Source organism: Neisseria sp. HMSC03D10 (genome assembly GCF_001807625.1).
GTDB classification, from domain to species: Bacteria; Pseudomonadota; Gammaproteobacteria; order Burkholderiales; family Neisseriaceae; genus Neisseria; species Neisseria mucosa.
The window spans coordinates 28,128-47,180 of record NZ_KV789551.1; the positions used below are offsets into that span (position 1 = coordinate 28,128).

Below are 19,053 nucleotides of genomic sequence, written 5' to 3' on the forward strand. Positions count from 1 at the left end.
GCCGCTTGAATTAACTCGTCCGCTTGAACGAGTTTTCCAGTTGGGTCATCAGGCTGCCGACCGCCCTGTTGGCGACTGCTTCGTCACGTTGCGTCAACAGGCGGTTAAGCTCGTCTATATTGACGTTGACCTGCGGATTGCTGATTTGCTGCAACTGGCGTGCCACGTTGTTGCTGCCGCTTGCCGTGTTTTGGCTGCGGGCGCGTTCCTGCGCGGCTGATTCGGCGCGTTTGTTGCGTTGGCGGTCGTAAATCTGCTGTTGCAGCTCGATTTGACGCTGGTATTCGCGGGCAATGTCGCCCTGTCCCAGTTGCTTGGCGTTTGCCAGTTTCTGATTCAGCTCGCGCAGCTTTTTCTCCTGCTGTAAAGCGTAGCCCGCCTCGGCGTTGCCGTTGAGTTCGGCAAGTTCCGCCTCAAGGGCGCGCGTCGCGTCGCTTGCCTCTTGGCGCAGCGCATTCAGACGACGTTGCGCGTCAGCAATCGCATTGCGAAACTTGGTCAGCTCGGTATTGCCCAGCTTGTCGGCAGCCGCCGCAGCCGCACTGGCTGCATCGTTCAACACACCCTGTGTCAACGCGCCCTGCGCCGTTGCGTCGCTCAACCGCTGCATGGCGGAGTTGGCAAGGTAAATCTGCTGGGTGTAGTCCTTCATGCGCCCGATTTGCAGCGTTGCTTCCATACCGATTTTGACGCCCCTGAATTTTTGGTTCATCAATTCAAGCTGTTCGTTGTTGAACTTGACGTAGCCGCCCGTCTGACTAAGCCGGTAGCCGTAGTCGGTTACGGCTTTGGCGGCTTTTTCGGTCGCTGCCGCCGCCTTTTCCGCACTCGCCGCTGCATCGTCGTTTGCCTTGACCACCTTGCTGACGGATTGGGCATGGCTTTCCGCCGCCTGCGCGCCTTTGTTGTGGGCGTTTTTGGCAGCCTCGCCCGCCTGCGCGGCGGTATCGTTCAGCCCTTGATAGGCGGCTTTGGCTTTTTCTGCGCCGCCTGAAGCCGCGTCGCCCAAACGGGCAAGCTGCTCCTGCGTCAACAGTGCCGCGTCGCCGCTGGCTTTGAGCTGGTGCTGGAACTCGGCGAACTCCTCCTTGCTTTTGAGTTTGCCCATCATCTGCTCAAACGCCGCCTGCATCAGCTTGGCATCTTTCTGACCCGCTGCTGCTGCCTGTTCGGAAGCGTCCTTAAAGTCGGCAAACGCCTGACGTGCGTCGCTGCTGATGCCGGTCATCACGGCTTTGCTGTCCACGCCGATTTTGGAAAATGCGTCGGCAACCTTATCGGACGCAACAGGCGCGGCATCGCCGATTTTTTTAATTTCCTCGGCGGTCATACCTGCCTGTTTGCCCGCGTCTTCCAAGGCGGCTTTCAGTTTTTCGACCGCTTCCGGGCTGTCCATCTGCTTTAATGCCGCCTGAAACACACGGGACATCTGCTCGGCATCATTGCCAAACTTGGCAGCGGCGGTGGAAAAGTTGGCAATCCCTTCCGACGCTTTCTTACTCAGACCGGTGGTGACTTCTTCCGCCGTCAACCCCAAAGATTCAAGGGCTTTTTGCGCCTCGGCAAGTTCGCCCGTGTCCGCGCTGATTTTGATGTTTTTCTTGTCAAGTTCTGCCTTCAGGTCGGCGGTTTTGGTACGCACGTTTTCCAGCTTGACCGCCAGCTCGCTATAAAAATCGCCAGTTTCGCGCCCGTCGGCACGCAAGGCGGCCATACTGCGCTCCAACGCCGCCTGTTCGGCGGCGGAAGCACGATATTCGGCTTGCAGTGCTTTGACGGCGGCGGCTTCCTCTTCGGCTGCCTTTTTCTTGGCGGCGGCGGCTTTTTCGGCGGCTTCTTGCGCCTTTTTATCCGCTTCCTCCAGTTCGCGTTTGATTTGCGCTTCGGTTTTGAAATGTTCGCGGTATTTGTCCAGACTGCCTGTTGTAAAGAAACTGTCCAACATGGCGAGTACGCGCCCGAGGCTATCGCCAAAAATCTTGGCAAAATCGGTATTTTCGCGCAGCCATTCACCCACACCCCATCCGGCAGTGGCGGCAGCAGCCAACAATCCTGCATTGGCCGCCGCCAGTTTAAGGTTTTGCGCCAACACACCCGCAGCAGCCGCTCCGTTGCCGAAGCCGTTGCCGGCAGCGGCAGATTTGAGCGCGATGCCCAGCTCTCGCGCAGCGGCAGTGGTCGACAGGATAGATGTCTTGGTTGCTTCGATACTGACGCGCTGGGTTGCAAACGATGCCGATACCGCGCCGCCCGTCAGGCGGACAGCCGCTTCATAAGCTTTGACGGCAACGGCTCCCGCCGCAAACAGCGCGGCAAGCTGCGTCAAAACGGGGAACTCTTCCGTAATTGCGCCGACCGCACCGGCAACGCCGCCCACCGTACTCGCCAACAAAGACACCAAAGGCAGCAGCTTTTCGCCGACTTCGATGGCAACGTTGACGATTTCTTGCTTGGCTTTGGCAATCTGCGCCTCGCTGGTGGACATGGCGTTTGCCACTTCTTTTTGCATCGCGCCGACGACTTGTCCTTTGTCGGCGACCAAGCCCAAAGCCTTTTCGTATTCGCCGAGCGAGCCGACCAGAAGCGCGATGTCGTCGCTGTACTCGGTACCGAAGAGTTGCGAGAGCGTCAGGGCGCGGCTTTGTTTGTCCAAGCCTTCGAGTTTATGCAGGAACTCGGTCAGAGCCTGCTGCGGATTGGCGGCGATATTGGCCGCCATCTCGTCGGCGGACGTACCGATGGACGCGAGCGCGTCTTGGAAACCCTTGCCCTGGCTTTGCGCCGTTTGCAGTTTTTGCAACAGCGCATTGATGGCGGTCGCCGCCACTTCTGGCGGTTTGCCCAATGCGATAAAGGCGTCGGCAAGCGCGGCGGCTTCGTCGGCGGCAAGCCCGAACTGCTTGGCTGTACCGCCGATACGCGCCATCGCCGCAACAATGTCTTTTTCACGCGCGGCGGTATTGTTGCCCAAAACGTTGATGGCATCGCCGAGCTTCTCGACCTCGCCGATTGGGAGCTGGAACACGTTAGCAATCGTCGCGGCGGCATTTCCCGCCTCTTCCGCGCTCATCCCAAAGGCAACCGACATCTTGGACGCGATGGCGGTAAATTCCGACAACTTCTCAATCGGGATGCCAAGCTGTCCGCCCGCTGCGGCAAGATCCGCCATTTCGGCGGCGGAAATGCCCAATTCGGCGCCCATTTTCTTCAGCTCGTCTGAAAGTTGGGCGTACTGCTCATCCGTGCCTTCGGCGACTTTTTTCACGCCCGCCATCGCGGTTTCAAACTTCATCGCCTCGCGGGTGGCAAACGCCAAGCCGCCCGCACCGCCGACCAAGCCCTGAATCTCCGAAGCGACCTCGGTAATAGACGGCTTCACGCCTTTCAAGCTGGCTTCAAGCTCGCGCACCTTGCCTTCCTGCAACTGCGCCGCCCGCGCCAATTCCTCGTGCGAGAGCGTGCCGCTGTCTTTGAGCAGCTCGTAGGCGTCTTTGGTCTTTTGGATTTCCTGACGCGCCTTGTCGTCGGTATCGATACCGAGCTGGATTTTGGCATCGGCAATCGCCTTTAGGGTTTGCGCTTCGGCGGTCAGGCGGTCGAGCTGCGCCGTTGCGGCGGCGGATTCGGACGACAGGCGCGCCTCTTCGGCAGCAAGGTTTTTGACGGACACCCCAGACACCGACATCGCATCGCGGGCGGCATACAGCTTGCCTGTCAGCTCGGTTTCGCTTTTTGCCAGCCGTTCGGATTCGGCGCGTAGTTTCGCCAGATCCGCTTGCTGTTGCTGCGTACCGCCGCCGCGCATGGATTTCTCGAGCGTTGCGGTCAGTTCGTCCAGCGCACGCATTTCTTTGGCGGTATTGTCCAATTCCGCCGACAAAGCCTTGTATTCCGCAATCGCCGCCTGTTGCGCCTGGGCTTTCGCCAGCGTCGCGCCCAGCTCTTTTGCTTCTTCCGTCAGTTTGCCCGTATCGATGCCCGCCGCCTCGATGGACTGCGCCAGCGCGTCGATGTTTTCGGCACCGGAAACACCTGCTTTAATCTCTAAACCTGCTTGAATATTCGCCATTATTTTGATACCTTTGCTATTTAAAATAAATAATCTTACTTACAGTCAGCATATGAAACATTTGCAACCCTACTACAAACAGGCAATCCGTCAGATTCTTTCAGAAAACAGATTGTCCGCACTGTTTGATGTCGACCAAATTTATGACGCACTATGCATTTTTCCCACTCCCCAAGCTGCAGCAGACCATATCTGCACGCTTCGGAATAACGAAAATTTCACATGGAAGAAATTGGAAAAATGCCAAGAAATCGCCCGCAAGGAAGGGTGGAGAAAATTTGAAACACCAAATCCTAGAAACAAGTACCGAATCCTTTTACAGGCTGCTTCTTTGCGGGCATCAAACCTTAGAATTGCAGCAGAAGCTAAAGTAAAATTGACGCGAAACCTTAGCTGGGAAACATATGTTTCGCAGGCAGACTTGACCGATGAAAAAATGCTTGTTCTATTTTCCGAACATTACAAACTCCCAAAGCTACCTCCATTTTTCCCGTGCGACTTATCCATACTTTCTACACGAATGGTTCGAAAATCATGAAAACCCTCGCTCTAACCATACTTTTCGCCGTCGGCGCATTCTTCGGTTTCGCCGCGCTGTATCTCGGTTTCGATATGTTGGCGCACATCCGCGACATGAAACTGCTGGAATTTTTTGCCTTTATGGCCGTCAGCGGATACCTGATTAAATCAGCCCTGTATCGGTTCTAATCTGTTTTAAAACCCGTTTAAAAAAAGGTCGTCTGAAACTCCACGCCGCTGCGCCTACACGCAGAAGCCCGTTTCAGACGACCTTTTTGCCGTTTATCGGACAGCCCGACCGGCGAACCCGCCAATCCGCATAAGCCGCCCGAATCTTTAGTTGTTGTACGACGTGAAGGAATAGGTCGAGGTCTCGCCCGAAGACAATACCGCCGTGCCTTTGAATTCGGCTTCGTTGAAGTCGTCGCCGAACCAGTCGATACTGCCGTCCGCTGCCAATACGGCATGGGGGATGTGCAGAATGCCGGTCTCGCCGGTAACGCGGTTGCGGCCGTCGACATAGATTTCCAAATCCAAACGCGACAAGGTCGCGGCGGACACTTTATAGCCGCCGGAATCGCGGGTTTTGTATTCGACGGTAATTTCTTCGCCGTCGTTGACGGTGTCGGCAGTAGGCAGGATGGTAATCATGCCCAAGGTGGCATTGATGTCCAAATGCTTGGCGTCGACATTGGCTTTGGACTTGTTTTTGACTTTGACGGTAGCCGGGTCGATGTTGCCGTTTGCCAGCTTGTACGCCATGCCTTTTTTGCCGATGGTTACGGTCTCGTCGGTAACGGTCTGCGCCGTTGCCGCGATAACGGCGGCTTCGCCCATCAGGGCAAGCGCGAGGTTGTCTTTGTCGAAGGTGTCGAGCTTCAGACCGATTTCGGTAGGCTTGACGGTTTTCAAACTGTCCAACGCGCTGCCGTAAGTGCCTTTCTGCTTGGACACGCGCTCTTTGGTTTCCACACTGGTCTGCGTGGTCAGGGCGGTGGTGTTGCCGATGTCGATAAAGCCCGAGCCTTTCTGATTGAGGTTACGCACCTTGACGTCGCCCTCAAAGATTAAGCCGTGGTCGTTTTGTTTTGCCATGTGGCAGCTCCTTTAGTTTGCCGCCTGCACGGTGTCGCAGGCGAATGAAATGGGGTAAAAAGCAAAGCCGTCGTTGTATTCGATGGATGGCGAGGCGATGCGGCGGAAGGGGGTAACGGCATATTCGTCGCCCGCGTCCCAGCCCGAAAACGCACGCTGGATTGCCGTCAAGGTCTCACCGACCTCGTACAGCGTGGATTTTCCGTAGGCGGTATAATTTCGCGCCAGAATAAAGGTAAAGTGCAGCGTTGATTTGAGGTATTTGCCGTTTTTCGCCTCGTCGGCAAAGGTCGAGCCGCCGTAAACGACATAGACCGCGCCGTCCAGCGGGGCGGCTTTGCGCTTCGCCGCACCTTGGGCGAGCAGCTCGGCAAGTTCGCCGATTTCCTTAACCGCCTTGATGCCTTTGACGGTTTTCAGACGACCTAGGATTTCGGGATAGACCGCCAATAAGTTTTCATGTTGTTTCAAAGCCATATCAGACAATCAATCCTTCCAGCCAGTCGGACATCAATTCGTCAATGTCCTGATAATCTTGCGAAGACAAGCCCAAAAACGGGCGGGCAGGCATGTTTTTCGTGCCTTCCTGCGCATAAACCGAGTAGCCCATGATTGAGCCGGTAATCACGCTTTTCGCCGATGCCTCGTGCGTAATGCTTGCCAAGAGGTTGCCGTGGTCTACCAAAATCCCGTCGCGTCCGTTTTTGGCTTCTGCCGTAGCGGGGGATACGTCCGCCCAGCGTTTGCCGTCAGGCGCGGTTTTGGTTTCGGCGATACGGCGGCGGGTCGAAGATTCGAGGATGCCGCCGATAGCGCGTAAAGGCTCTTCAAGGCTGCCATTCAACCTGCCCGACAGGCGGTTCAGACTTTGGGCGATGCGCGATAAGTCGTGTGATACCGTAATCCGCATTGCCTACTCCTTCAGCCATTCCCGAAGATCGGGTATTTCGTTGACATAAACGGCACACGTTGACGGTATGCGGTCGTCCGATACGCGGGTCTCGTCCAGCATATTCGGATTTTTGACGACCATCTTCAGCCAGGCGATTGCCGACTGATAACGCTCTTCGACAATTCCCGTTACCGCGTCGTCGTAGAGGTAGTAGCGGGCGATGTCGCAGACTTTGATTTTCAAAACCTGCGGCGCGGTGTCGTTTGTAAAAAACAGTTTCGCCGCCCTGAGGTAGCTTGCCGCTTCTTCTTCCGCGTCCGCAATCGCCGCCGCCATCACCGCTTCGTCTATGGTTTCGTAGTTTTCATGATTCGACCGCTCCGCCATTTCCTGCTCGCCGAAACGGGTCATCATGTCTTGGATGGTAATCATGCCGTCCTCCGTTTTCAGACGACCTTTAAACTTGCCCTAAAGGTCGTCTGAAAGCCGTTTAAGACATGGTCAGCGTTGCCAACAACTCAGGACGCAGCGCAATCGGCAGCGGGTTAGACTGCATGTGCAGGCTCCAACCCTTGTCGTGCTGCAATTTCTCGCGGCTGGCGTAATACGGCAGGGCGCGGGTGTTGACGGTCGCGTTCATGTCGGCAGGCGCGAAATACTCTTTGTAGAGATTACGGCCAACCGGCAACAGAATCGCTTTGTCCGCCGCAATGTCGGCGTCGCTGCCGAAATGGTTGGCATACTCGATAAAGCGGATGCCCTTGTGGACAAACTCGGTCGGATTGAGCGTATCGCCTTCGCGGTAGGCGCGTGCTTCGTCGAAGCGTTTGTATGCCTCGAAGATGGACTTATGCTCTTTGAACGCATTCAGAAAATCCATGCCGCAATACACGACCCATCCGCGCACCTGCGCACCGGCGAATTTTTGGCGTTGCTCGGACAAGAGCTTGTCCAATACCGAACCGACTTTGGTCGTGTCTTTGGACAATTCGATGTTTTGCGTTTTGCGTTCCACGTTGAAATCGGTATTGATGTCCAAAATCACGCTGCCGGTCGCATCCAAAATCTTGCCCTGCAGGGCGCCTAGCATCAGATGCTCACGGGTGTATTCAAGGTCGGATTTGCCGCCGGCGAGTTTTTCATTCACTTTGTCCATAACGGTCGCGGCTTGGGTCGTGCCGAAAGCACGCAAATTTTGCACGTCGTCGGCGCGAACGACATCATGAATCGGCAGGTGCGGCACTTTGACGGTGCGCACGGTGCGTTTCGGACTTTCGACCGCCTGACCGGATGTGCCGCGCTCTTTGCTGGCAACCAAGTGGACTTTGCCGTCTTGGAACTCAATGTCGGCATAAGTGGTGGTCAGATATTCGGGTTCGAAAATACCCAGTTCGCGGATTTGGCTTGCGCCCGGGTCGATTTTGTTGATGGCGGTGGTCAAAGCCTGCACGCCAAATTTGCTGTTATCGGATAAAGGCATGATGTGTCCTTGTTAAATCGGGTTTAAAGGTCGTCTGAAAATCAGGCGGCGGGCGTGCCTTGGTAAATGATGCCGTATGCGTCGCCTTCTTTTTGCAATGCAGCCAAGGTTTTGCCGGTAGTTGCTGCTTTGACGTCCGCATCGGCAACTTTTGACAGGTCGATGATGCAGTTGAGCGGCTGTACGACGACTTTGCCGTCGGCTTCATCGGTCAACGCAAGCAGCTTTTTGCCGCGCAGCGGGTACTCGACAAACTTGCCTGCCTTTGTGCCGGCATCGGCGGCAACGGCAACGCGGGTCTGCGGCGTCGCCTCGTATTTCAAAAAGTCGGAAATAGCAGGGCCTAAGATTTCGGTTTTGACTTTAGACATAAGAGCCTCCCAATAAGCCTTTGTGGCTGGCGACGGAGAACTTGCCCTCCGCTTCGCCGGTGTGTTCGGATTCGCCTTTGCCTGCGCCTTCGCTCAACAGCGCGGGCGGTACGGCAGACTGGGCGGCTTTCGGCGTCAAATCGGCAATCATGGCTTCTGCCGCTTCGATGTCGGCAGACAAAAGCACGGTCATGGTTGCATCGGACAAGCCTTCAAATTTGCCGTCTTCGCTTTCCTTGAAGCCTGCGGCGGACAATTTCGCCTTGACTTGGTTTTTCTTGGCAGCCGCTTCGGCTTCTTTCAGCTTTTTCTCGGCTTCGGCTTTTTCAGCCTTGAGCGTATCGACTTCCGCTTTCAGGTCGTCAAACGCTTTCTTCTCGTCTGGGGTCATGGATAACTCCAAAGGTTGTTTAAAAATATCCGGCAAGGGGCTGCCGTCCGACAACACCACCGCCTCCGTCTCACTGTCCACGCCGACGGCGGTAAACGACACCTCGCGGATGGTGCAGCGGCGCAAAATCACCGCAGGCCCCGTTACTTCATTGCCGTTGACGGACAATACCGCGCCCGCCGCCAGCTCCTCGTAGGATTCCGCCTGCGCGTAAACCGACATTTCCCAGGGGAAGCCTTGGTCGGCTGCTTCGGCGATCTGCGTGCCAAACTCGTTGGACAACAGGCTGCCCTCGGCAATCAGACCGTCCGCCGTTACCGACAGGCTGCACACGCCCGCCATTTTCAGCGTCGAATGCTCCAACAGGACGGGGACGGACGCTTTGTGCGACAGCTCCGCCAAATCGACGACGGCCTGATAACCGCCGTAGCCGAACGGCTTGCCCGAATTGGCGACGCCCTTAAAGGTGCGCACATCATCCGCACGGGTCGCCAAGGCAACCGGCAGCGCGGCGGACAATTTGATATTGAGGGGTGATGTTTTCGTATTCATAGCCGCCATTGTGCAACGCATGACGGCAAACAGACGGCGGCATGACTTCACTTTGCCGCCTGAAATGAAAAAGGCCGCCTGAAACCGTATTTGGTTTTCAGACGACCTTTGAAAATCCTTACGCGCAAAATATAAAAATACCCACTTTAAAACCGCTTTAGAATCGCGTCAGATTGATTTTTAAGACTCTGGCGGGGGTTTGCCTGTCTTTAGCATCCGACCCGCCTAAAATCGCAAATTTGGGACATATCCAAAAATGCAGACGGCGGCGGTTTCAAAAACGTTTTCAGAGGGCTTTTAGGGCTGCGTCAGATTGCATTTAAACTCTCGGACATATCTTTGCCTATCCCGACCGATAAAACGCGCTTAAACGCGAAATTTGGGCGGTTATGAAAAAAGTCGTCTGAAACGGTTTCAGACGACCTTCGGGTTATACAGGTTTAAATCTCGGATCAGCTTCAAGCGCGGCTTTTAAATCGGACTTGTACGGCTTAATCCACTCGGACTTTTCAGCAGCCTCAAGTATCCATCCGCGCACACGGGCGAATGCCGCAGCGGACAAATCCGCAATCGAAAATACGCAGCCCGAAAACTCGCCCTGCATTTGCTCGGCTGCCTCCTTGTCGATTTCGGCAAGGCGCGGATACAGATAGCCCAACAATTCGGACGGGGCGGTTTTCCCGCCTAAAAATACTTTTACTTCGCGGCTGACATACAGTTCAGACGGCATGACTTACTCCGATATTTTTACCAATAAGCGGACTTTATCCCGCTGTTCTTTTGGCAATGATAACACATACTGCAACAATTTATGCCGGTTTGCCGCATTCAAATGGCGCAAATCAAGCGGGACAATATCGGCTTTATCAAAATGTTCCTGAATCTTATCGACCTTAGTATTCCACGCCCCGGCGGTGTGTGCAAAATAACGGTTCATCAATTCCGCACTGTCGGGATTTTCGGTAAACATAAAATCCAGTTTTGCCCATTCCTCGCGGGGCAGGTCGTCTGAAACAATCAGATAATCGGCTTGACCCTTACCCTTCTCCACGGGCAAATCGAACACTTCCAGCCTGTCGCCCGTTTCAGCCTGCCACGCTGCCGCAGCTCTCGCTTCGTGGTCTTTGGTATTGTTGGCAGACTGCTCTTTTGTCAGCCTGCGCACTTCTTTTTCCGACACCTTATCTGACAAAGCCAACACCGCCACTTTATCAGACGGCACGCTGTACCGCTTGTCCAACCACGCCTCGCGCCCGGCAATCATGGCGGTCAGTGCCTCTTCGCCGTTGCGTTCGCCAAACAGCGCGTCCATTGCGCCCAATCGGTCGCCGTGGTTGTGTGCAAAGCTTGGCGTGATGTCGTCGGGTATCAATACCGTTTTGCCTGTGCGCGGATTGGTAAACTCAACCATATCCACATCAGGCTCGCCGCTGATGCCCTCGCGCTCCGCCTGCCGACGGGTCAGCGCGGACACCGAACATTTACAACCGTAGCCGTTGGGTGGGAAGATAACCTTCCAAATATCGTGGTCAACCGGCAGGACTAAGCCGTAGTACCGTTTATGGCTGTCGCGCGGATGCCCGGCGGCGGAATGGTTGTAGCGCAAATACGGCAAGGCTTTTTTGTTTGCCTGAATCCGCTGCCACTGCCCCGCCGCAAAGGCGGTCTGCATATTGGTGTTGAAAATGGTTTTCAGACGACGTGTACTGCCGAGCTGTACCAATTTCGGCTCGCCGTCCAGCGGGTCGGTCATTACTTGCTCGCCCCACCAGCCTTTCGCCATCAAATACGGTTTTAAACGCTTTTTAAAATCGGCAAACGCCGTGCCGTTCTGCTGCGCGGATTCAATGGCGGCTTTGACTTCGGCAAGCATATCCGCGTCCATCATCTTGGCGACGGTAAAGGCAAGGCTGTGTTGATACAGCCAAACATCGTAATGCGAAAACCCGGGCAGGATTTTCTTAGCCTTGAAATGCGCGAAAGCGGCTTTATCGACCAGCCCTGCGAAGTTGTATTCAATCCCGTCCATCGTCCGCTCCGTCAGCCCAAGCCGAAAGGCCGTCTGAAACCAAACGCTGAATTAAGAGATTGTCGCCCTGGCTCAAATCAAGTTTGGACAGCTTCGCCTCAAATTCCGCGTAGTCTTTGCAGCTTTCCAACAAACCCAACACCGCTTCCATCTTCGGACGGGCGATTGCCTGCTCCGCTGTATCGGGCGCATTATGGGCAAGACCGTCAGACAGGCGCAGGCTGAATTTGGCGGGCGCAGGGTTTTCAGACGACGTTTTCGGGTCGCGCAGCTCGAAATGCTCCGGCTCGAAGCCCAAGATGTCGCGGTAGTAGGTCTCGGTCAGTACGAGTTGCCCTGTATCCATATACATCTTGTCGCGTTCGGCGCGGGTTTTATCGACCTTGATTTCGTCTTCAAACTCGAACCATACGCCTTTGGGCGCATTAATCGGCTTGCCGTAGGCGTTGTTGACCATCACAAGCGCGTCGATAAAGTGCTGCGCCGCGCGGGACAAAAGGGCAAGATATGCGCCGATGCGCTCGTCGCGGTTGTTTTCTTCGGTTTCCTGACTGGCGCGGCTGGCGGTCTCAAGGTCGCTGGTTTTGACTTTGCCCAGCAGCGTTTTTTGGATGCGCGCATTGGCAAGGTTTTCCAGACGGCGGAATGCCTGACCGTCCGCGCTGTTTTGCAGCATCATCACATCGTCCTCGCGGTCGATACTCAATGCGCCGCCGGAGACAAAGCGGTAAAAACGGCTCATGAAGCTATTGTGGTCTTCCTCGCTGTTGGCTTGGATTTTGGCAATCAGATAAGGCTGGGCGTAGCGCGTGATGAATTGCGCGGCATAGACAAATCCTTTTTTACGCAACGCGACGGGCGCATACAGCCGTGCCGCCGCCATTTCGCCCGCAGGATTGGTCGATGTCGCGCGATGGGCAATAAAGAGATACAGCACGTCCGTATTACAAGTTTCTTCACCGCCGCTGCCGCGATACACCAGCGAACCGTCGCGGTAGGGGATATATTTCGCCAATTCGCCGCTTTTGTTGCTAATGTGTTTAATCGTCAAAAAGCCGTCGGGTTCGGGCTGATAAACGTACCGACCGACACCATAGCCGCCCAGCCGTGCCGTCAATACGATTTCGGCAAGCGCGGGCAGGTGGCGTTTCAGCGTTTTCCACAAGCGGTCTTTATCCTCGTCGCCCAAATCCTCGCCGTAAATCCGCCAAGGCTTGTTGAGCATCGCCGCGTGCAAATCCTCCAAACAGGCGGCCACTTCGTCATCACTTACCACCGCGTCCAATGCCTGCTGTCTGTCCACACCAAGGCGCGACAGCAGCGCGTCCGTTCCCTCCATATTGGAAAACAGGCTTTCCAGCGCATCTTCAGTCGCGCTCGTCAATGTCTTGATGGCGGTTTTCCGCGTTGCGCTTTTAATCAATCCGAACATATTTTTTACTCCGAAGGTCGTCTGAAAACGGTTTCAGACGACCTTAAAATCAATACTCTTCACCGCGAGCCGCCAAAAAACCTTCAATTCCAGCAACAATAAAATGTAGATTTAATAGCCGCCCAGCCTTATAGCAGGAGACAACCTCTTGCAGATGTGTAATCGCTTTATCCAAACCACGCTCGAGGTACTCAACATCCTCTGTCAGCTCTTTTTCACGAGCGGTTATACGTTCTCTCACATCACACATTTTTAAATCTCCAACATCGGTGCAGGCAAATCAATCGCACGCGCCCTGTTTGACACATTGCCCGTTGTTGCCGCCATCCACAGCATATGCAGCGCATCGGGGCCGTCGTCGTGGTCGGCTTTTGGAAAGTGGCGCAACTGGCTGATTAAAGTCTTTTGGTCGGGGTTGAGCAAAATCAGTCCGTTGGCCATATGCGGCTGCAAAGTCTCAATCCGCAACATCTTGTCCGAAGACGGCTTGATACCGCGCACGGGAATATGCACCCCCGAACGCGCCCCGCGCTTAATCAGCTCATCCTTGAGAAACTCCTGGAATTGCACCGTCTCGACCACCCACAACACCGGCTTGACCCGCGCCTCTTTTTGGATGCGGATCACGTCCTCGATAATCAAATCGGGCAGGCGTTTTTTGACTTGGGCGACGGTTACGAACAGCCGCCCCGTCGATTTTTGATAACCGCCGACCAAAATCGCCGACGGGTCGCGCCCCGCACCCGCCTTACCCAAAGACGGGTCGAGCGCGCCGTAGTACACCAAATCGTCGGGCAGCTCCGACCAATATTTGATGTTTTCCGCAAACGGCGCGTCTTCGCCGCTGACCGGATCATTCTGATATTCCGAATCGAACGTCGCATGACCGTCACGCGCACGGATTTTCATCAGCGCGAGTACGCCGCGAGCCGCCCAGCTTGTTTGCGCGCCGCGCTCCATCTCGTCTTTGTGCGCCTGATAAAACGCCTCGGCCACCTCTTTGCCGTCGTTGCGGTACAGCTCTTCCCATCTGTCCCACAAATCCATGCGGTCAGGCCAGCGTTTCATCGCTTTGAATTTGCGCGTACTCCAAAACGGGTTATTTAACGTGCGGCTCAAAACGCTGTCGTAGTGCAAAATCGTGCCGATATAAATCACGTCAAACTTGGTACCGACCGCGCCCAACGGCAAGACGGTTTGTTTAAGCCACATTTCCAGCTTGTCGCGCTGGTCGGGGTTGCGCACCATCTCGTCGTTTTCGATATCGTCGAGGATGGCAAGGTCGGGGCGGAATGCACCATGTACCATGCCGCGCATTTTCTTACCCGATCCGAAGACTTGAATTTTTACGTTGGACGCGGTAACAATCGTTCCCGCCTGCCAAACCCGCCCTTGTCCGCACATCTCGGGGAAGTCGGTTTTTAAACGCGGGTTAAACTCCAATTCCGCTTTGATGGCTTCCAGCATCGGATAGGCTTGGTCGATGCTGTCCATCGCGATGACAATAAATTTTTTCGCGCCGGTGATGACCGTCCAAAGCGAGAACAAGCGCGTAACCAGCGTCGATTTCGCCTCACCGCGCGGAGCGGCATCCGCTTCGTTGATACCTTCGGGCTGTTGTAGGATTTCGGGTAGGCGGGAAAACAGAAATTCATGCAGCTCCGACTTTTCAGACGACCTGACATAATGCGGGAAATAGGTATTGACGAAATATTCGTAACCGTTAACCGGGTCTAAAACCTTCGCCCGACGCTCGGCAATGGCTGCGGGCGACGCATCAAAGCCGTCCGCCTCCGCCTCGATGGTTTGGCGGAGTTGGGCGGCATATTCGGCAAGTGACTTTAAAAACTCTTTGGACTTCATGCCTTACCTGTATTTCTTTTCAATTTCCACGCCCAGCGGCTCGACCAACTCGACAAAAGCCTGCAAGTGTTGCGGGTATCGCTCCTTGACCACTTCGCCGAACAATTCCAACACCTCAATCGCCGTCGCCAGTTTTGACGTTTCCGGCATTACTTTGGCGTTTGCCGCCACGGTCTTGGTGAACGCATCCGACAAGCTCGCCAACAGTTTGGCGCGCTCGGACGGCATCAGCTCCTCGACCGACGTGTCTTGCAACATCGTCATCGTTGACTGGTACTGCACCAAAAACCCCGCCAGCAGCGAACGGCTCAAGTCTTCGATGCCGCCGCCCGCCAAGGTGTAGGCGGCGCGCACTTTGTCCCAATCGTCGCCGGTCTCTTTGGCAGCACGTTTCCAACTACGGGCGGTAGCGGTCGGGATTTCGCACATCATCGCAGCGATTTCGAGCGTCTGCCCGTCGCTGACGTACAGTCGGCGCAGCTTTTCGCGGGTTTCTTTTGGGTGTGCCATTTTAAAATCCCAGTTTGGCGCGAACAGTCATGATGGCGGCAGATACCAAACCACCTGTAATCGCTCCGGACGCACTGCCTGCAATGACTGCCGCCTTGCGCGTATCCTTATGAATTTGCGCAATTTCGGCTTTCATTTCGGTTTGGTTTTTCAAGGTTTCGTCAGTCTTGGCTTCAATACACGCCAAGGCTTCTAAAATCGGGTCTTTCATGATTTGTCCGCTTTCCTGTCCAGTTTTTCGTTTACTTTTTCCAACTTGTTTTCGATGCGCTCCAAAGACGCCGCAATATTTTTGCGGTCGGCTTGGGCGTCCTGTTTGGTGTGATAGGAGAGTTTGACCACGTGCAGCTCCTCTTTCAGGTCTTCAATGCGCTTGTCCGCCTCTTTCAGACGCCCTGAAATGCCGTTGACCCAAAACCAAAATGCGGCAGTCGCAATCGGCCACAGGGTTTTAAAACCAAATTCAAAGTCCATTTAAAACCCCTTTAAACCGGCACATCGCCGAATACGATACGGACGGAGTAGCCGTCAGGGCGATTGCTGGAAATTTCGAGTCCATCCCCATCGTTACAAACGCAGTAATACGCCGAAATCGTCTGCCAAACTGCACGCTTAAAGGTGTCGTAGTTTGTATTTGGATATTCAAGGTTAAAGGTCGTCTGAAAATCCTTGTTCATCCGTACCGTATATTCAAACCCTGCCTTATCCAGCAAATTGGAAACATGGATGACAAACGGCTCTTGTTCACGTGCACGGCTTAAGCCCAATTCCAAATCGGCATGGCGCACAGCCAACTGACGTTCAACTAATTCACGGTAGGTCATTCTTTGATACCCATTAAATATTTTATCCGCTTGTACAATTTCTTAACCCACGAAATATTTACAAATGTATAAATCTTTGCTACAACTTCGCCGTCATACTGCGCATTTTCTCGTGCAGCCCGAAATTTCTCCCTGGCTTCTTCAGGGCTGTCCGCCCAAATGCTCAATGACCAGGACTTGCCGTCAAAGCGGTAAGAAAACGTGTACTCATTCATAGGAGAAACCTTATGTATTTTGAAATCTATAAAGACGCAAAAGGCGAATACCGTTGGCGTTTGAAAGCAGCCAACCATGAAATTATCGCTCAGGGCGAAGGCTACACCAGCAAGCAAAACTGCCAGCACGCAGTCGATTTGCTGAAAAGCACTACCGCCGCCACCCCTGTAAAAGAGGTATAAAATCCGCTTTCACCCTCAGCCCGCGCCCTACGCGGGCTTTTTTTGTCAGTCACCGACTTTACGGGAGTGATTGCCCGCCCAATCGCGCCAAGCCTGATTTTGGTTTTCCAGCTCCGAAACATAGCCACCAAACTCAGCGGCGTGTTCGAGCAGCGTTGCCGTTTTGCCGTCTTTCGGCGGATTCGGGCGTACCGGCGCGACCATCAACGCAGCGGGCGGTGTCGGCATGACCGCCTTTTCAACAACCTTAATTTCCGTAGCCGAGGGCGCGGGCATAGAGGCGCAGGCTGTGAGAGCCAAGGCCGTCAATACAACCGCCGCCTGCTTTTTGGCGGTCTTGAGTAAGCGCATTTTCGATTTCCTTTTTGTTTTCCGTTTTCAGACGACTGACTGCCGCCTGTTTTTGCGCCAAAGCCACGCCGACGGCGTGCGCCTTGGCTTCAGATTGTTTAGCGGCTTCGCGGGCTTGCTCCAGCTCGCGTGCGTAGTTTTGAGCCGACAGCCTCAAGGCTTCCGACTTGTCTTTTTCCATCTTATCGATGACTGCTTGCTGTTCTTGGTATGCCGTCTTGTACCCTTGCTTGTACGATGCCACCAAAACCAGCACTAAGATGGCAGCCAAGCCACTCAGCACCCATTTATTCGTCAACAGTTTGAATGTCATTCTCGACCTCCTGCCGTTTGACACTGACCAGCGAGCGCGCTACGGCATAGCCGCCGACGATACCCAAATAAACCGCCCAAATCTCCGCCGACGGATCGGGCAGCATCACAAATTTAACCGTCCCTGCCGCGCAGGCGATATTTGCCCACAGCTTTGAATGAGAAATACCGCCTGTCGCGGGGTTTTTGAAAATATCGAAAATGCGCATCTTAATAACCATCCCAACCGTCAATCATATTTCTTACTTTCTCGCTTTGCGTTTACGCGCCGCCCGTTTCGCGGCTGCCACGCCTGATTTACCCAAGCGCAGGCTCGGATGTTGTTTCAGATTGCCCACGCGGGCAGGTTTAATCTCAAATCCACGCATCTGTGGTTCCAATGCCGCCAATGCCAGAGCAATCAAAGCCTTTTTCATGCCTCGCTCCTGCTCAGTGCCGCACCGCCCAATGGCAGGTTGTAACGCTCAGGAGCGGGATCAAGAGGCGCACCGCCAACAGACGGCCATACATACGCAGCCACGCGGGGCGTTGGAAATGCCGCGATGCTGACGCGGTTGCCTTGGTTGCCACCCAAAACCAACAGATTGCCCACCTTGTCCTTGCCGACAACAAAACCAACATGACCGCCGCCTTGGCGAGTGAACACGACCAAACAGCCGTAAGCAGGCTTGGTAAGCCGTTTACCGGCAAAGGCATATTCTTTGGCGCGCATCCAATCCTTCGGGATGTCTCGCCCGCCGATTCGCAGGCAATGGGCTGCGAATACGCCGCACCACGGTGTCTCGTCGTCTTTCCACCAAGCTTTCAGACCGTGAAGCCAATTCAAAATGGTCGGATTGTGGTTTTTACCGGGGATTTCTGTCAGACCGATATACTTTCGCGCTTCAGCCACCCAAGGGAGTTCTTTTTGCTGGGCCATACATACCTCAAATAGATAGTTTTAAAACCCCATTAAACCTTTTCAGACGACCCCCAAGCCCCGTCAGGCTTGCATTCAGCGGGTACAGGCAAAAAAATCCCTGCCCGAAGGCAGGGTAAAAGGTCCACTCTCAACACAAGCACAACAAAAACTAAGCCGCAAACAAATCAGCCTGCGCCCTTGCCGCCGCTTCGCGGTCAGCTTCTTTTAGGATGTATCGGATATTTCGTGTTGACAGCTTATGCGCCAACACCAGCTCGCGCACAATAAACAAATCGCTCAAACCTTCCGCGCTCATCGCATCATACTGGCGGCGGATAAATCGGTTGCGCAGCTCGCGCATCGCGTCCCAGCAGCGCGGGATTGCCAAGAAAGGCTGCCCGACATAAGCACGCTCCAACCGTCCCGCCGCTTCTTCGCCGATATCCTCGACCAGTTGAGCGTGTAAAATTCGGCTCTGATGCGTATTGCGGCGGCGATTCGAAATCGGATAATTCGTCCCACCCCAAACCTTAACCATGTGAAACGCCGCCTCCAGCCCGATAACCGTAATCATCGCCACCACACTGTGCGGCAGCAGATGTTTCACATCCTCAAAATCCTGCTCCGTCATCTCCCAATTTAAGCTCATCCCGTTTTCTCCTTTTTCTTGCGGTTCGCACTAATCTGCAACGCCGCCACCAACTTGCGCATATTGCCGTCTGATAGCCATTCCACGCGGTCAACCTTAAACATCTTTTTCGCCGTACCGTGCGCATAATTCCAAGACCAGCCGTTATCCAGCAGCAGGGCTTCGATTTTGCGCATCATCGGATCGGCAGAATCGCGGCGGTTCGGCCGTTGTCCCGCCGTCTTTTTCGGCGTAAACCCATGTTGGCGCAAATCCTCGACCACACGCTCCAGCTCAGGGATGCTGCACTCGGTACACGACCGCTTGCCCGTTACACGCTCCAAGACCGCGCGATACGTCGCATCATCCAAACCAAGCTCTTTTTGAGCGATTTTAATTTTCGCAATCAACGCACGGCGCATTTCAAACCCCTAAA

28 protein-coding genes are annotated in these 19,053 nt (G+C 54.6%); 3 read left to right on the top strand and 25 right to left on the bottom strand.

Annotation, left to right across the window (positions count from 1 at the left end; all coding sequences use genetic code 11):
* Positions 1-10: 10 nt before the first annotated feature.
* Positions 11-4,069, bottom strand: a complete 4,059-nt coding sequence (locus tag HMPREF3066_RS07140) for a phage tail tape measure protein (RefSeq protein WP_070441568.1) — start codon at positions 4,067-4,069, stop codon at positions 11-13.
* 52 nt (positions 4,070-4,121) lie between these two features.
* Between HMPREF3066_RS07140 and HMPREF3066_RS07145 the strand changes: the two genes are divergently transcribed.
* Both HMPREF3066_RS07145 and HMPREF3066_RS07150 read left to right on the top strand, forming a co-directional pair.
* Complete coding sequence (locus HMPREF3066_RS07145) at positions 4,122-4,607, top strand: hypothetical protein (RefSeq protein WP_070441571.1); 486 nt, start codon at positions 4,122-4,124, stop codon at positions 4,605-4,607.
* Positions 4,604-4,777, top strand: coding sequence for a hypothetical protein (locus HMPREF3066_RS07150; protein WP_003741304.1), 174 nt, complete (start codon positions 4,604-4,606; stop codon positions 4,775-4,777). Before HMPREF3066_RS07145 ends, HMPREF3066_RS07150 begins: the two co-directional genes overlap by 4 nt.
* Before the next feature lie 147 nt (positions 4,778-4,924).
* Here HMPREF3066_RS07150 and HMPREF3066_RS07155 read toward each other — a convergent pair whose 3' ends face one another.
* From HMPREF3066_RS07155 to HMPREF3066_RS07235, 17 genes are all read right to left on the bottom strand, one after another.
* A complete protein-coding gene (locus HMPREF3066_RS07155; protein WP_070441574.1) occupies positions 4,925-5,683 on the bottom strand; it encodes a phage tail tube protein in 759 nt (252 codons plus the stop codon).
* Between the two features lie 12 nt (positions 5,684-5,695).
* Positions 5,696-6,160, bottom strand: a complete 465-nt coding sequence (locus HMPREF3066_RS07160) for a phage tail terminator protein (RefSeq protein WP_070441577.1) — start codon at positions 6,158-6,160, stop codon at positions 5,696-5,698.
* Position 6,161: 1 nt separating this feature from the next.
* Positions 6,162-6,593 (bottom strand): phage virion morphogenesis protein, encoded by a 432-nt coding sequence (locus HMPREF3066_RS07165; protein WP_070441579.1) that lies wholly within the window; start codon positions 6,591-6,593, stop codon positions 6,162-6,164.
* 3 nt (positions 6,594-6,596) lie between these two features.
* The gene (locus HMPREF3066_RS07170; RefSeq protein WP_070441582.1) at positions 6,597-7,007 is read right to left on the bottom strand and encodes a phage protein Gp36 family protein; all 411 of its coding nucleotides are present in this window, start codon (positions 7,005-7,007) and stop codon (positions 6,597-6,599) included.
* Positions 7,008-7,065: 58 nt separating this feature from the next.
* Complete coding sequence (locus tag HMPREF3066_RS07175) at positions 7,066-8,055, bottom strand: major capsid protein (RefSeq protein ID WP_070441585.1); 990 nt, start codon at positions 8,053-8,055, stop codon at positions 7,066-7,068.
* 41 nt (positions 8,056-8,096) lie between these two features.
* The gene (locus HMPREF3066_RS07180) at positions 8,097-8,426 is read right to left on the bottom strand and encodes an oxaloacetate decarboxylase alpha chain (protein ID WP_070441588.1); all 330 of its coding nucleotides are present in this window, start codon (positions 8,424-8,426) and stop codon (positions 8,097-8,099) included.
* Complete coding sequence (locus HMPREF3066_RS07185) at positions 8,419-9,420, bottom strand: hypothetical protein (RefSeq protein ID WP_321178921.1); 1,002 nt, start codon at positions 9,418-9,420, stop codon at positions 8,419-8,421. The genes HMPREF3066_RS07180 and HMPREF3066_RS07185 overlap by 8 nt, the downstream gene beginning before the upstream one ends.
* A 379-nt stretch (positions 9,421-9,799) precedes the next feature.
* A complete protein-coding gene (locus tag HMPREF3066_RS07190; RefSeq protein WP_070441592.1) occupies positions 9,800-10,099 on the bottom strand; it encodes a glycine cleavage system H protein in 300 nt (99 codons plus the stop codon).
* A 3-nt stretch (positions 10,100-10,102) separates the two neighbouring features.
* Positions 10,103-11,398 carry a phage minor head protein gene (locus tag HMPREF3066_RS07195; RefSeq protein ID WP_070441595.1) on the bottom strand — a complete coding sequence of 432 codons (1,296 nt, stop codon included), beginning with the start codon at positions 11,396-11,398 and terminating at the stop codon, positions 10,103-10,105.
* Positions 11,385-12,830, bottom strand: a complete 1,446-nt coding sequence (locus HMPREF3066_RS07200) for a phage portal protein family protein (RefSeq protein ID WP_070441598.1) — start codon at positions 12,828-12,830, stop codon at positions 11,385-11,387. The genes HMPREF3066_RS07195 and HMPREF3066_RS07200 overlap by 14 nt, the downstream gene beginning before the upstream one ends.
* A 49-nt stretch (positions 12,831-12,879) precedes the next feature.
* Complete coding sequence (locus HMPREF3066_RS07205) at positions 12,880-13,080, bottom strand: hypothetical protein (protein ID WP_070441601.1); 201 nt, start codon at positions 13,078-13,080, stop codon at positions 12,880-12,882.
* A 2-nt stretch (positions 13,081-13,082) separates the two neighbouring features.
* The gene (gene terL / locus HMPREF3066_RS07210) at positions 13,083-14,693 is read right to left on the bottom strand and encodes a phage terminase large subunit (protein WP_070441604.1); all 1,611 of its coding nucleotides are present in this window, start codon (positions 14,691-14,693) and stop codon (positions 13,083-13,085) included.
* Between the two features lie 3 nt (positions 14,694-14,696).
* Complete coding sequence (locus HMPREF3066_RS07215) at positions 14,697-15,203, bottom strand: DUF1804 family protein (protein ID WP_070441607.1); 507 nt, start codon at positions 15,201-15,203, stop codon at positions 14,697-14,699.
* Position 15,204: 1 nt separating this feature from the next.
* Positions 15,205-15,414, bottom strand: a complete 210-nt coding sequence (locus HMPREF3066_RS07220; protein ID WP_070441611.1) for a hypothetical protein — start codon at positions 15,412-15,414, stop codon at positions 15,205-15,207.
* Positions 15,411-15,677, bottom strand: a complete 267-nt coding sequence (locus HMPREF3066_RS07225) for a hypothetical protein (protein WP_070441614.1) — start codon at positions 15,675-15,677, stop codon at positions 15,411-15,413. The genes HMPREF3066_RS07220 and HMPREF3066_RS07225 overlap by 4 nt, the downstream gene beginning before the upstream one ends.
* A gap of 11 nt (positions 15,678-15,688) precedes the next feature.
* Positions 15,689-16,027: a hypothetical protein gene (locus tag HMPREF3066_RS07230; protein WP_049227006.1), complete on the bottom strand. Its 339-nt coding sequence runs from the start codon at positions 16,025-16,027 to the stop codon at positions 15,689-15,691.
* Positions 16,024-16,242 (bottom strand): hypothetical protein, encoded by a 219-nt coding sequence (locus HMPREF3066_RS07235; protein ID WP_070441617.1) that lies wholly within the window; start codon positions 16,240-16,242, stop codon positions 16,024-16,026. The genes HMPREF3066_RS07230 and HMPREF3066_RS07235 overlap by 4 nt, the downstream gene beginning before the upstream one ends.
* 12 nt (positions 16,243-16,254) lie before the next feature.
* Here HMPREF3066_RS07235 and HMPREF3066_RS07240 point away from each other — a divergent pair, with 12 nt between their 5' ends.
* Positions 16,255-16,425 carry a YegP family protein gene (locus tag HMPREF3066_RS07240; protein ID WP_002215844.1) on the top strand — a complete coding sequence of 57 codons (171 nt, stop codon included), beginning with the start codon at positions 16,255-16,257 and terminating at the stop codon, positions 16,423-16,425.
* A 45-nt stretch (positions 16,426-16,470) separates the two neighbouring features.
* Here HMPREF3066_RS07240 and HMPREF3066_RS13585 read toward each other — a convergent pair whose 3' ends face one another.
* The 7 genes from HMPREF3066_RS13585 to HMPREF3066_RS07270 all read right to left on the bottom strand — a co-directional run bounded on the left by HMPREF3066_RS13585 (position 16,471) and on the right by HMPREF3066_RS07270 (position 19,039).
* A complete protein-coding gene (locus HMPREF3066_RS13585; RefSeq protein WP_321177666.1) occupies positions 16,471-16,776 on the bottom strand; it encodes a hypothetical protein in 306 nt (101 codons plus the stop codon).
* Positions 16,673-17,089 (bottom strand): hypothetical protein, encoded by a 417-nt coding sequence (locus HMPREF3066_RS07250; RefSeq protein ID WP_070441623.1) that lies wholly within the window; start codon positions 17,087-17,089, stop codon positions 16,673-16,675. The genes HMPREF3066_RS13585 and HMPREF3066_RS07250 overlap by 104 nt, the downstream gene beginning before the upstream one ends.
* Entirely contained in the window at positions 17,064-17,297 is a 234-nt protein-coding gene (locus tag HMPREF3066_RS07255) for a hypothetical protein (protein ID WP_070441627.1), read from the bottom strand. The genes HMPREF3066_RS07250 and HMPREF3066_RS07255 overlap by 26 nt, the downstream gene beginning before the upstream one ends.
* Positions 17,298-17,330: 33 nt before the next feature.
* The gene (locus HMPREF3066_RS13145) at positions 17,331-17,504 is read right to left on the bottom strand and encodes a hypothetical protein (RefSeq protein WP_168160661.1); all 174 of its coding nucleotides are present in this window, start codon (positions 17,502-17,504) and stop codon (positions 17,331-17,333) included.
* Positions 17,501-18,007, bottom strand: coding sequence for a TIGR02594 family protein (locus HMPREF3066_RS07260; RefSeq protein ID WP_070441630.1), 507 nt, complete (start codon positions 18,005-18,007; stop codon positions 17,501-17,503). The genes HMPREF3066_RS13145 and HMPREF3066_RS07260 overlap by 4 nt, the downstream gene beginning before the upstream one ends.
* Positions 18,008-18,158: 151 nt before the next feature.
* Positions 18,159-18,638, bottom strand: a complete 480-nt coding sequence (locus HMPREF3066_RS07265; protein ID WP_070441634.1) for a Mor transcription activator family protein — start codon at positions 18,636-18,638, stop codon at positions 18,159-18,161.
* A complete protein-coding gene (locus tag HMPREF3066_RS07270) occupies positions 18,635-19,039 on the bottom strand; it encodes a gp16 family protein (RefSeq protein WP_070441637.1) in 405 nt (134 codons plus the stop codon). The genes HMPREF3066_RS07265 and HMPREF3066_RS07270 overlap by 4 nt, the downstream gene beginning before the upstream one ends.
* Between the last annotated feature and the right edge of the window lie 14 nt (positions 19,040-19,053).

Excerpts from the sequence above, each read along its gene's own strand:
- HMPREF3066_RS07140 (WP_070441568.1), bottom strand. The coding sequence starts at position 4,069 with ATGGCGAATATTCAAGCAGGTTTAGAGATTAAAGCAGGTGTTTCCGGT.
- HMPREF3066_RS07145 (WP_070441571.1), top strand. The coding sequence starts at position 4,122 with ATGAAACATTTGCAACCCTACTACAAACAGGCAATCCGTCAGATTCTT.
- HMPREF3066_RS07150 (WP_003741304.1), top strand. The coding sequence starts at position 4,604 with ATGAAAACCCTCGCTCTAACCATACTTTTCGCCGTCGGCGCATTCTTC.
- HMPREF3066_RS07155 (WP_070441574.1), bottom strand. The coding sequence starts at position 5,683 with ATGGCAAAACAAAACGACCACGGCTTAATCTTTGAGGGCGACGTCAAG.
- HMPREF3066_RS07160 (WP_070441577.1), bottom strand. The coding sequence starts at position 6,160 with ATGGCTTTGAAACAACATGAAAACTTATTGGCGGTCTATCCCGAAATC.
- HMPREF3066_RS07165 (WP_070441579.1), bottom strand. The coding sequence starts at position 6,593 with ATGCGGATTACGGTATCACACGACTTATCGCGCATCGCCCAAAGTCTG.
- HMPREF3066_RS07170 (WP_070441582.1), bottom strand. The coding sequence starts at position 7,007 with ATGATTACCATCCAAGACATGATGACCCGTTTCGGCGAGCAGGAAATG.
- HMPREF3066_RS07175 (WP_070441585.1), bottom strand. The coding sequence starts at position 8,055 with ATGCCTTTATCCGATAACAGCAAATTTGGCGTGCAGGCTTTGACCACC.
- HMPREF3066_RS07180 (WP_070441588.1), bottom strand. The coding sequence starts at position 8,426 with ATGTCTAAAGTCAAAACCGAAATCTTAGGCCCTGCTATTTCCGACTTT.
- HMPREF3066_RS07190 (WP_070441592.1), bottom strand. The coding sequence starts at position 10,099 with ATGCCGTCTGAACTGTATGTCAGCCGCGAAGTAAAAGTATTTTTAGGC.
- HMPREF3066_RS07195 (WP_070441595.1), bottom strand. The coding sequence starts at position 11,398 with ATGGACGGGATTGAATACAACTTCGCAGGGCTGGTCGATAAAGCCGCT.
- HMPREF3066_RS07200 (WP_070441598.1), bottom strand. The coding sequence starts at position 12,830 with ATGTTCGGATTGATTAAAAGCGCAACGCGGAAAACCGCCATCAAGACA.
- HMPREF3066_RS07205 (WP_070441601.1), bottom strand. The coding sequence starts at position 13,080 with ATGTGTGATGTGAGAGAACGTATAACCGCTCGTGAAAAAGAGCTGACA.
- terL (WP_070441604.1), bottom strand. The coding sequence starts at position 14,693 with ATGAAGTCCAAAGAGTTTTTAAAGTCACTTGCCGAATATGCCGCCCAA.
- HMPREF3066_RS07215 (WP_070441607.1), bottom strand. The coding sequence starts at position 15,203 with ATGGCACACCCAAAAGAAACCCGCGAAAAGCTGCGCCGACTGTACGTC.
- HMPREF3066_RS07220 (WP_070441611.1), bottom strand. The coding sequence starts at position 15,414 with ATGAAAGACCCGATTTTAGAAGCCTTGGCGTGTATTGAAGCCAAGACT.
- HMPREF3066_RS07225 (WP_070441614.1), bottom strand. The coding sequence starts at position 15,677 with ATGGACTTTGAATTTGGTTTTAAAACCCTGTGGCCGATTGCGACTGCC.
- HMPREF3066_RS07230 (WP_049227006.1), bottom strand. The coding sequence starts at position 16,027 with ATGACCTACCGTGAATTAGTTGAACGTCAGTTGGCTGTGCGCCATGCC.
- HMPREF3066_RS07235 (WP_070441617.1), bottom strand. The coding sequence starts at position 16,242 with ATGAATGAGTACACGTTTTCTTACCGCTTTGACGGCAAGTCCTGGTCA.
- HMPREF3066_RS07240 (WP_002215844.1), top strand. The coding sequence starts at position 16,255 with ATGTATTTTGAAATCTATAAAGACGCAAAAGGCGAATACCGTTGGCGT.
- HMPREF3066_RS13585 (WP_321177666.1), bottom strand. The coding sequence starts at position 16,776 with ATGCGCTTACTCAAGACCGCCAAAAAGCAGGCGGCGGTTGTATTGACG.
- HMPREF3066_RS07250 (WP_070441623.1), bottom strand. The coding sequence starts at position 17,089 with ATGACATTCAAACTGTTGACGAATAAATGGGTGCTGAGTGGCTTGGCT.
- HMPREF3066_RS07255 (WP_070441627.1), bottom strand. The coding sequence starts at position 17,297 with ATGCGCATTTTCGATATTTTCAAAAACCCCGCGACAGGCGGTATTTCT.
- HMPREF3066_RS13145 (WP_168160661.1), bottom strand. The coding sequence starts at position 17,504 with ATGAAAAAGGCTTTGATTGCTCTGGCATTGGCGGCATTGGAACCACAG.
- HMPREF3066_RS07260 (WP_070441630.1), bottom strand. The coding sequence starts at position 18,007 with ATGGCCCAGCAAAAAGAACTCCCTTGGGTGGCTGAAGCGCGAAAGTAT.
- HMPREF3066_RS07265 (WP_070441634.1), bottom strand. The coding sequence starts at position 18,638 with ATGAGCTTAAATTGGGAGATGACGGAGCAGGATTTTGAGGATGTGAAA.
- HMPREF3066_RS07270 (WP_070441637.1), bottom strand. The coding sequence starts at position 19,039 with ATGCGCCGTGCGTTGATTGCGAAAATTAAAATCGCTCAAAAAGAGCTT.